Origin of the sequence: Flavobacterium azizsancarii (assembly GCF_027980145.1) — a bacterium.
GTDB classification, from domain to species: domain Bacteria; phylum Bacteroidota; class Bacteroidia; order Flavobacteriales; family Flavobacteriaceae; genus Flavobacterium; species Flavobacterium azizsancarii.
The window spans coordinates 1-13,477 of sequence record NZ_JAMZNK010000077.1; the positions used below are offsets into that span (position 1 = coordinate 1).

The window sequence follows — 13,477 nt, forward strand, 5'->3', positions numbered from 1 at the left end:
AATGAGGCTTAAAAACTGGCTGCATAATCATTGATTTTAGTACTTAAATATAAGAAAAATCAATGTGTAAAACAAAAAAAAACTGCCCGAAATTACTTTTCGGACAGCCTCCTTTTTTGGAACCTTGTTTTAGGTGAGTTTATTGATGACCTAAAGAATATCCGTTTCCAACTAATTTTTTTACAATATTAATTGCGGTAACATCCTGGCTCATTTTATAACCAATAAAATTTCCTCCATTATTAAATTCTACTTTAAAAACTTTTTGGTCAACAGTAAAAATCTCCTGGTTTAATGGTTTGTCATATCCTTTAACCATCCCGAATTTTGCATACCAGGTACCAATTAGTTTATGATCTAAATTTGTTACTTCATATTTTTCAACCGCTCCTGAAGCATTTCCTGTGCTTGTGATCATTGAGATATAACCAATTTTTTGGTTTTTGCTAAGGATATTTCCGCTGTCATCTATTGTCAAAGCTAATGCATCTGTAATTTCTTTTTCAGCGCTTTGTTGTTTACAGCCATATTTTTCTCCTAAACCAGTTGGAGTATCATTTAAAAAAGCATTTACTTTTTCTAATTGAACGCCATTTTCAGTAATCATTTCTTTTGCAAACAAAGTCTGGATAATACTTCTGTCGATATTGAAAGGCGAATATTTTGCAAAATCAAGATCATTAGATGTTTTGTCAGTTTCATTATAAACTTCAATGTAACTTTTTCCCGGAGTTGTAGCAGTACAAACTCTCATGTAGGCTGTAATGGTATTTGTGCCGTCCAGATTAGAGATTTTGTATTCTCTAAGTACTTTGGTCGACATTTTGGCAATTGGCTTGCCGTCTAAAAGGACTTCTCCTTTTTTAATTTTAAATTCTTGTGCAAAAGTGGTAATGCTTACAAGAACCAGTAAAACTGAGAAAAAAATGTTTTTCATTTGATTAATTGGTATTTAGTGTTTTTGGTTAGGGAATTTTAATTAAAAAAAACCGTATTCCAATTAAGTAATACGGTTTTTTGTGGAGAATACCGGATTCGAACCGGTCACCTCTTGCCTGCCAGGCAAGCACTCTAGCCAAATGAGCTAATCCCCCAAATGCGATAGCAAATAAAGTCAATTAATTTTCAAAAAACAAATTTCAAATCGCGTTCGGGCAAAATTATTTTTCAAAACCGTAACTTTACGATCAAATATATTTTTATGAGTTCAGAAAATCAAAACGGTTCTTTACAAACTACTTTTACTAATGCAGTCGTTACGGTACAATTTGGCCATCCGGCAAGTAATTCTTTTCCACGTCAATTATTAGATCGCTTAACGGCTGAAATTAATTCTTTAAGTTATAATGATGACGTTTCGGTAATTGTGCTGCAAAGTGAGGGAGTGAAGACTTTTTGTTCTGGTGCCTCGTTTGATGAGCTTTTGCAGGTTGAAAATGAGCAACAAGGAACAGAATTTTTCTCTGGTTTTGCACATTTACTAAACGCAATGCGAAATTGCGCTAAGCTAATTATAGGCCGCGTACAAGGAAAAGCTGTTGGCGGAGGTGTTGGTATTATTTCGGCTTGCGATTATGTTCTGGCAACTCCTGAAAGTGCTGTAAAATTATCTGAGTTAGCGATTGGTATTGGTCCGTTTGTGATTGAACCTGCCGTTTCTCGTAAAATAGGAAAAACCGCAATGACCGAAATGACTTTGGCAGCACATGAATGGAAGTCGGCACAGTGGGCTTTGGAGAATAAATTGTTCTCTGAGATTCATAATGCGGAAAATCTGGATAATGCTGTAATAAATTTTGCTCAAAAATTAAGCGCATACAATCCCGAAGCATTACTGGAAATGAAAAAAATTATATGGGAAGGAACTGAACATTGGGAATCGTTGCTGATTGAGCGTGCAGCTATTACAGGAAAATTGGTTCTGTCTGATTTTTCGAGAAAGGCATTGACACAGTTTAAAAAATAAAGTTTTTAGTCACAGTTCCGTTGCGATAACTTTGTAAAAGTTTTAAACTTTGACAAAGTTTAGGATGTGGTAAATGATTGTTTGCCTAAGTGTTAAAGTAAAATTATATAATATGTATATCATTTCATTGTTTCAGAAAGTAGATGTTGCGGAGAAAATTAAAACGGCTCCTGATAGCAGTTATCAGATGGGAGTTGTTATTGGATCGTTTATTCCTTTTGTGGTTTTAATAGTACTTGCATACTGGATGTATAACAGCGCTAAAAAAAGAGATAAAAACGGTTATTAATTTGTAAATTTGCAACCTAAAAATCAAATCGATGAGTAATATCAGAATTACAAAACAATTTAGTTTCGAAACCGGACATGCTTTGTACGGTTACGACGGAAAATGTAAAAACGTTCACGGGCACAGTTATAAATTATCGGTAACGGTTATTGGTTCGCCAATCACAGACCGATCGAATGTGAAATTCGGAATGGTGATCGATTTTTCTGATCTAAAGAAAATTGTAAAAGAAGAAATCGTTGATCAGTTTGATCATGCGACAGTTTTTAACGAAACGACTCCACATATCGAATTGGCAAATGAACTTAAAAATCGTGGTCATCACGTAATTTTGGTAGATTATCAGCCAACAAGCGAAAATATGGTCGTTGATTTTGCAGATAGAATTATTGCACGTTTACCTAAAGATATTTCTCTTTTCTCGCTTAAACTTCAGGAAACAGAATCTTCGTTTGCAGAATGGTACGCATCTGATAATATCTAGAGAAATTCCAATTTTTTAAATTCCAAATTCCAATTCTTCGACTTGACTTATAATGACAGTAGAATAAAGTCTAATAATCTAAGTAGTCTAACAATCTAAATAATCGAATGAAAAAAGTATATTTCGCTTCTGATCAGCATTTTGGGGCTCCAACTCCTGAGTTGAGTTTACCGCGCGAACAAAAATTTGTAGCGTGGCTGGATGTTGTAAAACAAGATGCCGAAGCTATCTTTTTACTGGGAGATTTGTTCGATTTTTGGTTCGAATATAAAACGGTTGTGCCTAAAGGATTTGTGCGTGTTTTAGGGAAATTAGCTGAAATTCGCGATAGTGGAATTCCGATTTATTTTTTCGTAGGAAACCACGATTTATGGATGAATGATTATTTTGAAACCGAATTGAACATTCCTGTTTATCATGATAATAAGGAATTTACTTTTAACGGAAAAACTTTCTTAATTGGTCACGGTGACGGAAAAGGTCCTGGTGATAAAGGATATAAGCGAATGAAAAAGGTATTTACAAATCCGTTTTCTAAATGGCTTTTCCGTTGGCTGCATCCTGATGTTGGGGTAAGTTTAGCACAATATCTATCTGTTAAAAACAAATTGATTTCAGGAGATGAAGATGTAAAATTTTTAGGAGAAGAAAATGAATGGCTGGTTTTATACGCAAAACGTAAACTGGAAACCAAACATTACAATTACTTTATTTTTGGTCATCGGCATTTACCTATGATTATAGAGGTTGGGCAAGATGCCAAATATGTAAATCTGGGCGACTGGATTGGTTATTTTACGTACGGTGTTTTTGACGGAGTAACTTTTGAACTTCAAAAATTCGAACAATAATTATTATTTGTTCGCTGAATAAATTCCAATTTTGTGCGTTCTCAAAATATAATTAGACATTTCTTTATTGTTTGAAGCTTGAAATTTAATAGCATTCGACATTGTCTTTGGCATATGACATTCGACACAATTGTTGGCAAGTACACTTGCTGAGGTCGTTTTTGATGTTGCCGCATTATGCTGAATTCCCTGATGGCAACTCATGCAAATTTTAGAATAGCTTGCCAGATTTTCTGAAGCATTCGCGTGCGGATTATGGCAAGTCATACAATCCATGGTTTCGCTTTTTTTGAAACATTTACTTTGCGCCAACAATCCTAACTGATTTCCGTGTACATCAAAATGAGCATTTTCTTCTGATCCCGGTACTCCTCTAAAATAATCTAATAAATCATCACCGGGTTTGAATTGAAAACGTGATTTTACTTTTAGTTTATCATTTCCGGAATGACAAATTGCACATGCATCAATTTTTTGTTGACGGTTGAGGTTTTTAAACGAAGTTATGTCTTGAGCAACCTTAAGATCGGGAAATTTCAGATGTTTTCGGACATGTTGTTTGGCCGGTCCGTGGCAACGTTCACAATCAATACCGTAAACGATAGTATTAGGATCCATAAAATCCTCAACTTCCATATTCGTAAAGTTAATACTGTCTGAGCTTGTGGTAATGTATCTGCTGGCAATATTCGAACTATGGCAAGCATAACATTCTTTTCCTATTTTTCTTCCGAAATTTGCAACTGTAGGTGAATATCCTGGACTCGTTGCCCAGCTGTTCAGGGATTTATAATAGGATACAGGAAGTTCATAGGTATAATGATCTTTCCAGAAAGCACTTGTTTGAGCGTGTTTAGTGCCAAAAAGAACATCAAATGAATGAGCTTCAACTTCTTTACCCTTTTTATAAAGAATCTGATAAAAAGTGTCATTGCGCTCTTCCATAACCAGTTTTGTGTCTTTATCATAAACAAAAGTATTGTGACCATTAGTAAAATGACCTAAAATATTTTCTTTGGTAGCGGGAGATGTAGCTTTGAAATGCGAACTATGAAAAGCCGTTTCATATTGTGTCTTATGACATTGAATACAGCTTTCAGAACCTGCATAATCGGTTCCTCGAGGGTCAATATAATTATCAGATTCGTTTTTGCAGCTCGTTAAAAAAGCCAACAAAATAACAACAGCAAAAAGAATACAGTTTTTTTTCATTGCTGTAAATATACTTTTTTTTGAAGAAAATTAAAATATATTTCAATAATGAAAAGATGATGTTAAAATATTTAGAATGCTTCTTAGTTTAAGCCAACTCCATAAACATATTCGTCAAGTTCGATTCTGAACAAAGAACCTTCGACTAAATCCTTGATTGATTTAAGCTCTTTTACAGAAACAGCTAAATCTATTGCTGCACATGGAGTTTTAAGTAAGAATTTGTGACATGAGTTTTTTAATTCGCAAGCTTCGCAACAAGCATTTTCGATCATACTGTCTTCGATTAAATCGCAAAAATAATTCAATTCCTGAACCGTAAAATAAAAACCGGTTTCCTTAAAAACTAATTGTATTTTATCAGTGATAGTTTCGTTTTCCTTTTTCCAGTAAAAGGCAATTCCGAAATTATTATGGTATAATTGTTCTATTTCTCTCATTGCAAAATCTTTTATTCCAACAAATATAAATATTATTTATATTAATTCTAAATAAAAAACTCATAAATTTTGAGAATTTGTTCACCATACAAGTAATGTAAGTTCATTTTAAAAAGCGTATCTTAAATTTCTCACATTTATATGATTTAAGAGTTTTATTTAAGCCATTTTTTAATCTGGAACAGAAATTCATTTTGTTGGTCTACAAACAGATAATGGGAGCAATTATCAAGTAAGGAAAAGTGATTCTCTCCGACTAAATTTTTGATCGAATTGATTTGTTTAGTAGAAAAAATGCCATCTTGTTTACCATAAATTGCATAAATAGGAATGCCTTTACTTTTTATTTTATTTAAAATAGGCCTGCTGTCAATGTTATTTTGTTTTTCATTTTTATAGAAAAGTAAAGGCGCATTTTTATTTCGGATATTGGTTTTGAAAAATTCACTTGCGTCGTAATCGACATATAGTTTTTTAGATTCTTCAGTAGGATTTGGAATCTTAAAGAAATTATTTTCACTGGCAAGTTCGAAACATCCCTTTCTGTATTCGGCAGAGTTTTTATTAAGATTTTCTACATTCGCTACTTTGGCGAGCATAACAGAATCATTTTTTTTAGTGTATATCTTTTTCACGGAATCCAGTATATGGTTGTATGTTTCCTGTTGCGAAAACAAAGCTCCTGCCAATACAAGCGCGCTGACATTTTGAGGATATTTCTCAGAGTAAAGCGTAGCAACTAATCCGCCAAAACTATGAGCAAGTATTGTTGCTTTTTTTAGATTATAAGTTTTATAAATAGTATTTAAATCCTGAAAAGCTTCATGATAAGTAAATGTTGCACTAGGGTCTGCAGATCTTCCTTCGCCTCGTCGGTCATAAGCAATTACAAAAAAGCCCTTTTTCGAAAGTTCTTCGGCAGTATGAGTGCCTTCAAAAAGTGTTGCATTACCGCTTGGGCCGCCATGAACAAAAATAATGGGTTTGTCATTTTTGTTTCCGTAAGTTTTTATATAAAGTTTTTGTCCGTTAACGAAGAATGTTAGGGAAAGAAGTAATAATAAAAATATATTTTTCATGTAGTTATTCCATGTTCTGATGATCTTCCATGTCTTTACGGAGATCTAAGTTTCTAAATGTTGGTGATTTTAAACCAAAGCCCAAAACCGTTAAAAGAGTCATGCTTCCTCCGAAGACAACAGAAATAACAGGCGTCATTAGTTTTGCTGTTAAGCCGCTTTCAAAAGCCCCTAATTCGTTTGAAGATCCTACAAACATAGAGTTCACAGCAGCAACACGGCCACGCATATGATCAGGAGTTTTAAGTTGCAAAATCGTTTGTCGAATAACAACAGAAATCCCATCTGCGAGACCACTTAAAAATAAAGCTACCACAGAAACCCAAAAAATAGTCGAAACACCAAATAGGATTATGGATAATCCAAAAACAAAAATGGCACCTAAAAGCTTCATTCCCGCTTTTTTGTATAAAGGAACATAAGCAGATATCATCATAGTTATAAATGCGCCAACTGCCGGAGCAGCTCTTAAAACTCCAAAACCTTCAGGTCCTACCTTTAAAATATCCTGAGCAAAAATAGGTAATAAAGCAACCGCTCCACCAAAAAGAACGGCAACCATATCAAGAGAAAGTACTCCTAAAATAGTTTTATTATTGAAAACAAATTTTATTCCTTCTTTAAGGCTTTCCATTATAGGTTCACCAATTTTAGGATTTAATATTGGTTTTTTACTAATTTGAGATAAAGCAATTAATGCAAAAAGAGAACACGCAAAAACAGAACACATTGACCAGTGAACACCAATAAAGTTAATAGAAAAACCTGCAATTGCAGGTCCTAAAACTGCTCCGATTTGCCAAACCGAACTGCTCCAGGTTGCTGCATTCGGGTATACTTTTTTAGGCACGATCAAAGATAAAAGCGAGAAAATAGTCGGGCCAAGAAATGCACGCACCAATCCGCCAAGAAAAACTAAAAAGTAAATAGAATATAAAATAGCATCAGTAGACCAGCCACCAACTATTTTTGGCCAGGTTAATAAAAATAATCCAAAACTGATTACCGAAAATCCCAGAATACATTTAACTAATAATCCTTTTTTCTCACGCTGATCAACCATGTGTCCGGCGAATAATGCCATTGAAACAGCAGGAATTACTTCCATTAAACCAATTAACCCTAACGAAAGCGGATTTTTGGTTAAACTATAAACTTCCCATTCAATAACAATAAATTGCATTGACCAGGCAAAAACCATAGCAAAACGCAATATTAAAAATACATTAAATTCTCTGTAACGCAGTGCTTGATAAGGATCTTGCTTGTTTGTTTTAGTTTTCATTTGTTCTAATGTCTTTAAGCATAAGTTGAGTAGATACAGTCCCGTTCCACTCGTTTTCAGCTAATGAATAGGCGAGCTGAAAAGGTTTTTGATTTTTTACAATGTCTATTTTTTTACCAAGACCAAAACCTATTGCTGCAATTCCTTCTGAGTTATTCTGTTTTACAAAAAGTCTCAAATGTTCTTCTTCTGCTCCCAGAGTTTTAGCGTAACCCGTATCTTTTGCGTCTTTCGTCATAAAAACGGGTGTCATATTCAAAGGTCCAAAAGGTTCAAATTGCTTTAAGATCCGGATTAGTTTTGGAGTAATATCGCTGAAATTAATTTCGGCATCAACTTCGATTTCGGGAGTTCTCATTTCAGGTAAAATGGTTTCCTCGACTTGTTTTTCAAAAGCTTGTTTGAACGTTTTATAATTCTCTGCTTTCAATGTCATTCCTGCAGCATACATATGCCCTCCAAATTGCTCTAAGTGTTGCGAGCAAGCATCCAGGGCGTTGTAAACATCAAACCCTTTTACAGATCTTGCAGATGCTGCATATTTATCGCCACTTTTGGTAAAAACTAAAGTAGGGCGGTAATAAGTTTCGATTAATCTTGAAGCTACAATCCCGATTACGCCTTTGTGCCAGTCCTCCTGAAAAACAACAGTCGAGAATCGATCTTGTTCGTTATTTGTCAGGATTTGCTGAAAAGCTTCTTTGGTAATTTGTTTGTCCAGATCTTTTCTGTCTGAATTGTATTGCTCAATTTCAGATGCAAATTGTTGTGCTTGTTCAAAGTTGAATTCTGTTAGCAATTCAACCGCATGATTTCCGTGTTTGATCCTTCCGGCAGCATTTATTCGCGGTGCAACGATAAAAACTACATCGGTAATATCCAGTGTTTTCTTTTTTACCTGATGTACTAAAGCTTTAATTCCAGGTCTCGGATCTGAATTGATTACCTGTAATCCAAAATAAGCCAAAACCCTGTTTTCTCCCGTTATCGGTACAATGTCTGCCGCAATTGCTGTAGCTACCAAATCCAGATATTGCACCAAATCGTCGATAGTCTCTCCTCGATTTGTACCTAAAGCCTGAATCAGTTTAAAACCAACTCCGCAACCGCACAATTCATCATACGGATAAAAACAATCATCTCTTTTAGGATCGAGAACTGCAACCGCATCCGGAAGAAATTCTCCGGGTCTGTGGTGATCGCAAATAATAAAATCGATGTTTTTTTCCTTGGCGTATGCGATGTGCTCAATAGACTTGATTCCGCAGTCGAGTGCAATAATTAGTGAGAATCCGTTATCATCAGCAAAATCAATTCCTTTAAAAGAAATTCCGTAACCCTCCGCGTAACGATCCGGAATATAAGTGGCAATATTTGGAAAATGTGATTTTAAATACGCCGAAACCAAAGAAACAGCCGTTGTTCCGTCAACATCATAATCACCAAAAACCAGGATATTTTCCTGATTTTTGATCGCGAGTTCTATTCGGGAAACCGCTTTGTCCATATCTTTCATTAAGAAAGGATCGTGAAGATGTTCTAACTTAGGGCGAAAGAAATTTTTGGCATCTTCAAAAGTTTCGATACCACGCTGAATCAAAAGTGTTGCTACAAAATCTTCTACATTTAAGGCTTGCGCCAAATGACTGACTTTATCTTGAGAAGGTTTTTGTTTTAATGTCCAACGCATTGTTGATTTTAGATTTTAAAGTGTTAATTTTAGATTTAAGAAATCGAAAATCGTTTAATCAGAAATGTATTTTTTTATTGCCACTCCCGATAGCTATCGGGATAAATTATTTAAAAGGATTTTTTAATGTGTGTTAATCCTTTTAATCTTGGCAGAAATATTTTGTTTTAACTTTGTCAAATCGAGCGGAGTCGAGATTCTTTGCGGTGGCTTCGACTTCGCTCAGCCTCAGCCTGACAATCAATAATTTATTTTAGCTCCAAAGTGTTTCCTTCAAACTTAATTCCATCCCAACCTAAGTTGATGAAATTTCTAATGTTCTGGTGATTCGTTCCGTTTGGATCTCCTAGAACGTCGTCGAAATAAAAAGCTCCAAAGCAAGCTAAAGTTTCATCTTTGCTTAAGTTTTGCAATTTTGCAAAAGAAAACAATTTGCAGGAACCAGAATTCTCTCCGGCTGCATTATGTTGTGTTCCGTTTTGGAAAGTGGTTGGAGTAAAATTGTAGTTTTCCTCAATTACTGCAATAGTTTCGGGGAATGTTATTTCGTTCGGAGTTTGTTTTACTTTTTCTAAAAAGGTTTGAATGCTCATTAATTATATTTTTTAAGTTTCTTGCCACTCCCGGTAGCTATCGCGATAAAATGATTAAAAGATTTTTCTAGTATGTTTTTTTTGCCACGAATTACACAAATTGCCACTAATTAGATTCGTGATAACTGGTGTAATTTGTGATGAAACTTTTTATTAATCTGTGAGAAATCATTTTAATCTGTGGCATAAATATTTTTTAATCTTCTTCGTCTTCTTCTGTTTCATCCTTAGAAAATTTACTTTTCTTAGGTTCTTTTATTATTGTTTTTCCTGCAACAACAACAACAATTTCGCCGCGTGGCGCAGTTTTTTCGAAGTGGGTTAATACTTCCCTTGCAGTTCCGCGAACATTTTCTTCGTGCAGTTTTGATAATTCACGTGAAACGCAAACTTGTCTGTCTTCTCCAAAATACTGAATAAATTCTGCTAAAGTCTTAACGAGTTTGTGTGGCGAAACGTATAAAATCATCGTTCTTGTTTCTTTGGCTAAAGCCAAAAAACGAGTCTGACGTCCTTTTTTATCAGGTAGGAAACCTTCAAAAACAAATTTATCATTTGGTAATCCGCTGTTTACTAAAGCAGGGACAAAAGCCGTTGCGCCAGGTAAACATTCAACTTCGATTTTATTTTCGACACAAGCGCGTGTCAATAAAAAACCAGGGTCTGAAATTGCCGGAGTTCCAGCATCAGAAATCAAAGCGATAGTTTCGCCGGCTTTCAAACGCGCAATTAAATTCTCAGTAGTTTTGTGCTCGTTGTGCATATGATGGCTGTGCATGTGTGTGCCAATTTCAAAATGCTTCAACAACTTGCCACTTGTTCTGGTGTCTTCTGCCAAGATCAAATCGACTTCTTTCAGAATCCTGATGGCACGAAAAGTCATGTCTTCGAGATTGCCAATTGGCGTTGGAACGATATATAATTTAGACATAATTTTTCTGAATTCTATTTTAATTATAACGCGAATTTTACAAAGTGACACTAATTATAAGTGTCTTTAAAAAATTTACAGAGAAAAGATTCGTGTTAATTCGTGTAATTTGTATTTAATCTTTATGAGAATTTCTTCTCTACAATTCCAAGAAAACGTTCTGCATAATCGTCTTTCCCTTCCCAGTTGTTATAATCCGGTTTTACCATATTTTCTATAAATTCCTGAGCTTCGCTATAATTGTCAAAAGTCAGCAGCTGATTTAAAACACGGCTGTAATCTTCTGAACTGTTTCCGAAAAGGTTTTTGGTAAAAGCTATTCTGTCGTTTAGATCGATATGAAAACCTTTAGCCAGTTTTTCGTTTAAAGTGGCTGCTTTTGTTTCAGCTGGTTTTTCTATAACAACAGTTTCAGCTGTTTCTTTTTTCTCTTTAACTTCGTTTATAACCGGAGTTGGAGTAGAAGTAACGTTTTCATAACTATCTACTTTTACAAATTGAGCATCGGCATAATTAACTCCAAAATCCTCAAAAGAGATCGTAATAGGAGAGTTTTTTACCGGAATTTCGATTATTGGTTCTTCCTTTTCTTCTTCTTCTAATTCAAAAAGAGGAACAAAGTCGGGGATAGGTTTTAAATCGCTGATTGTGGTAAACGAAAGTTCTTCAATGTTATTGATATCTTCTTTAGTTTCAATAATCAGTTGTTCTATTGTTTTAATAATTGGTTCTTCAACAACTTCAGCAACTGGTTCCGGAATTATTTCCTCCCTTATTTCTGCAACGATTTCTTCAGTAACAATTTCTTCAACGACGATTTCTTCAACGACGATTTCTGCAACGATTTCTTCTGCAACGATTTCTTCAGGAATTTCTTCAGGAATTTCTTCAGATTTAATTTCTTCTAAAGTTTCTGGTTCGTCGATTGTTTCAATAGGAGTTTCTTCTGCTAAAACTGGGGTTTCAATTTCTGCTTCTGCCGAAATTGTTTTTTCTTTATCAAAAATAGATTCAATCTCAGAAGTAATTTCGCTGTGACCAATTGTTGGTTTCAAAGTATCAAAATTCTCGTCTACAAACTTTAAAACCGCTAGTTTCTCATATAATTTCTGCGTCTCAAGATACAACTGATTGATATCGGATTTGTTTTTAAGCTTTAAAATTCGATGTGCAATGCTGATTAAATCGGCTTCCAATTTTTTTTTCATAACTGTTGAAATTATAGTGAATAGGGTATTTTAGTATATTTTGTATTTGAATGTCTTTATTCCTGGTAGAAATCTGAAAGATTTTTTTTTATTTCTGTTAATACGAGCTTGCGAATCTTCGATTTGATAAAAATTTTCTACTTTTGAAAAAGTGAAAAATCAGCAATTTTTCACGTCGATTTATTACCAGTACAAAGTAATAAAAACTATTCATTTTTAAAGGTAGAAAAATACAAAATGTTTCTCGAAAATACAGTAAATCACAAAGAACAATTTGGTTGGATTGAAGTTATTTGTGGATCAATGTTTTCGGGTAAAACCGAGGAGTTAATCCGCAGACTAAAACGCGCTCAATTTGCCAAACAAAAAGTCGAAATCTTTAAACCTGCCATTGATACCCGTTATCATGATGAAATGGTCGTATCTCATGATGCCAACGAAATTAGATCAACACCGGTTCCCGCTGCTGCAAACATTGCTATTTTAGCACAAGGCTGCGATGTTATTGGTATTGATGAGGCGCAGTTTTTTGATGATGAGATTGTTACAGTTTGTAATGATCTTGCCAATCAGGGAATTCGTGTGATAGTTGCAGGACTTGATATGGATTTTAAAGGAAATCCTTTCGGTCCGATGCCGGCACTTATGGCAACAGCTGAATATGTGACTAAAGTTCACGCTGTTTGTACCCGAACAGGAAATCTTGCCAACTACAGTTTCCGTAAAACTGATAATGACAAATTGGTAATGCTTGGTGAAACAGAAGAATACGAACCACTAAGTCGTGCGGCTTATTATAACGCAATGAAAAAGATTCAGGATAAATAAGATTTTCATCAAAACAAACTATAAAGATGCAGCAAACCGCTAAGAGTAAAAAATCAACTGTTTTAATAGTAAGTGCAATTGTAGCATTTTCATTGGCTCTAATTCTTTATTTTTCTTTTAAAGAACCTGCTGCAGATAAAGAAATGATTGAATTAGTGGCGAAGTACAATGATAATTGTCCTTTGGTAATTCAGCAAGGAATTCGTTTAGATAACGTGACTTTGCCAAAAGATAAAGTAGTTCAGTATAATTTGACGTTGTTAAATGTTGAGAAAGCAACTGCAGAAATTGAGGTAATAAAACAAAATATTGAAGAAAGTCTTCTGAGTACGGTTAAAGTAAATTCCGGACTTAAAGCATTTCGTGATAATAATTTTACTTTGATTTATAATTATGATGATAAAAAAGAAGATTATTTGTTTGAGATTACGATAACGCCGGATCAATATAAATAATTTAATTATTTCAATATAAAATAAAACCCGACAGATTTTGAATTTGTCGGGTTTTTTGTTGTGTGCCCAGCATGGGCGGTAACTCTAGGGTGTAAGTCCCGAACACGCCTTTACAGTGGGAAGTGTTAGCTGAATGCAAGGGTGTCCATTGCGTTAGTGGAATCTG

At 34.6% G+C, this 13,477-nt stretch carries 15 protein-coding genes and 1 tRNA gene; 6 read left to right on the forward strand and 10 right to left on the reverse strand.

Annotation, left to right across the window (positions count from 1 at the left end; all coding sequences use genetic code 11):
- Positions 1–139: 139 nt before the first annotated feature.
- A complete protein-coding gene (locus tag NJT12_RS24045; protein WP_271338650.1) occupies positions 140–937 on the reverse strand; it encodes a hypothetical protein in 798 nt (265 codons plus the stop codon).
- A gap of 83 nt (positions 938–1,020) precedes the next feature.
- Positions 1,021–1,094: transfer RNA gene (locus tag NJT12_RS24050), tRNA-Ala, on the reverse strand.
- A 107-nt stretch (positions 1,095–1,201) separates the two neighbouring features.
- On the opposite strand from NJT12_RS24050, the gene NJT12_RS24055 reads away from it, so the two are divergent.
- The 4 genes from NJT12_RS24055 (at position 1,202) to NJT12_RS24070 (ending at position 3,590) form a co-directional block, all read left to right on the forward strand.
- Complete coding sequence (locus NJT12_RS24055; RefSeq protein ID WP_271338652.1) at positions 1,202–1,966, forward strand: enoyl-CoA hydratase/isomerase family protein; 765 nt, start codon at positions 1,202–1,204, stop codon at positions 1,964–1,966.
- 112 nt (positions 1,967–2,078) lie between these two features.
- Positions 2,079–2,255, forward strand: a complete 177-nt coding sequence (locus tag NJT12_RS24060; RefSeq protein WP_271338653.1) for a hypothetical protein — start codon at positions 2,079–2,081, stop codon at positions 2,253–2,255.
- A 31-nt stretch (positions 2,256–2,286) separates the two neighbouring features.
- Positions 2,287–2,739, forward strand: a complete 453-nt coding sequence (locus NJT12_RS24065; RefSeq protein ID WP_065448647.1) for a 6-pyruvoyl trahydropterin synthase family protein — start codon at positions 2,287–2,289, stop codon at positions 2,737–2,739.
- A 107-nt stretch (positions 2,740–2,846) separates the two neighbouring features.
- A complete protein-coding gene (locus NJT12_RS24070; protein WP_271338654.1) occupies positions 2,847–3,590 on the forward strand; it encodes a UDP-2,3-diacylglucosamine diphosphatase in 744 nt (247 codons plus the stop codon).
- Positions 3,591–3,593: 3 nt separating this feature from the next.
- Here NJT12_RS24070 and NJT12_RS24075 read toward each other — a convergent pair whose 3' ends face one another.
- From NJT12_RS24075 to NJT12_RS24110, 8 genes are all read right to left on the reverse strand, one after another.
- On the reverse strand, positions 3,594–4,802 hold the full coding sequence (locus tag NJT12_RS24075) for a cytochrome c3 family protein (protein ID WP_271338655.1): 1,209 nt from the start codon (positions 4,800–4,802) through the stop codon (positions 3,594–3,596).
- Between the two features lie 83 nt (positions 4,803–4,885).
- The gene (locus NJT12_RS24080; RefSeq protein WP_271338656.1) at positions 4,886–5,242 is read right to left on the reverse strand and encodes a hypothetical protein; all 357 of its coding nucleotides are present in this window, start codon (positions 5,240–5,242) and stop codon (positions 4,886–4,888) included.
- A 155-nt stretch (positions 5,243–5,397) separates the two neighbouring features.
- Complete coding sequence (locus NJT12_RS24085) at positions 5,398–6,321, reverse strand: alpha/beta fold hydrolase (RefSeq protein ID WP_271338657.1); 924 nt, start codon at positions 6,319–6,321, stop codon at positions 5,398–5,400.
- A 4-nt stretch (positions 6,322–6,325) separates the two neighbouring features.
- Positions 6,326–7,606 carry an MFS transporter gene (locus NJT12_RS24090; protein ID WP_271338658.1) on the reverse strand — a complete coding sequence of 427 codons (1,281 nt, stop codon included), beginning with the start codon at positions 7,604–7,606 and terminating at the stop codon, positions 6,326–6,328.
- On the reverse strand, positions 7,596–9,296 hold the full coding sequence (recJ, locus tag NJT12_RS24095; RefSeq protein ID WP_271338659.1) for a single-stranded-DNA-specific exonuclease RecJ: 1,701 nt from the start codon (positions 9,294–9,296) through the stop codon (positions 7,596–7,598). Before recJ ends, NJT12_RS24090 begins: the two co-directional genes overlap by 11 nt.
- Before the next feature lie 248 nt (positions 9,297–9,544).
- Positions 9,545–9,889 (reverse strand): HopJ type III effector protein, encoded by a 345-nt coding sequence (locus NJT12_RS24100; RefSeq protein ID WP_271338660.1) that lies wholly within the window; start codon positions 9,887–9,889, stop codon positions 9,545–9,547.
- 196 nt (positions 9,890–10,085) lie between these two features.
- Entirely contained in the window at positions 10,086–10,820 is a 735-nt protein-coding gene (rsmI, locus tag NJT12_RS24105; protein ID WP_271338661.1) for a 16S rRNA (cytidine(1402)-2'-O)-methyltransferase, read from the reverse strand.
- A 122-nt stretch (positions 10,821–10,942) separates the two neighbouring features.
- Complete coding sequence (locus NJT12_RS24110) at positions 10,943–12,028, reverse strand: hypothetical protein (RefSeq protein ID WP_271338662.1); 1,086 nt, start codon at positions 12,026–12,028, stop codon at positions 10,943–10,945.
- A 237-nt stretch (positions 12,029–12,265) separates the two neighbouring features.
- Here NJT12_RS24110 and NJT12_RS24115 point away from each other — a divergent pair, with 237 nt between their 5' ends.
- Complete coding sequence (locus tag NJT12_RS24115; RefSeq protein WP_089478978.1) at positions 12,266–12,856, forward strand: thymidine kinase; 591 nt, start codon at positions 12,266–12,268, stop codon at positions 12,854–12,856.
- Positions 12,857–12,882: 26 nt separating this feature from the next.
- Positions 12,883–13,311, forward strand: a complete 429-nt coding sequence (locus tag NJT12_RS24120) for a hypothetical protein (RefSeq protein WP_271338663.1) — start codon at positions 12,883–12,885, stop codon at positions 13,309–13,311.
- The last annotated feature ends 166 nt before the right edge of the window (positions 13,312–13,477 follow it).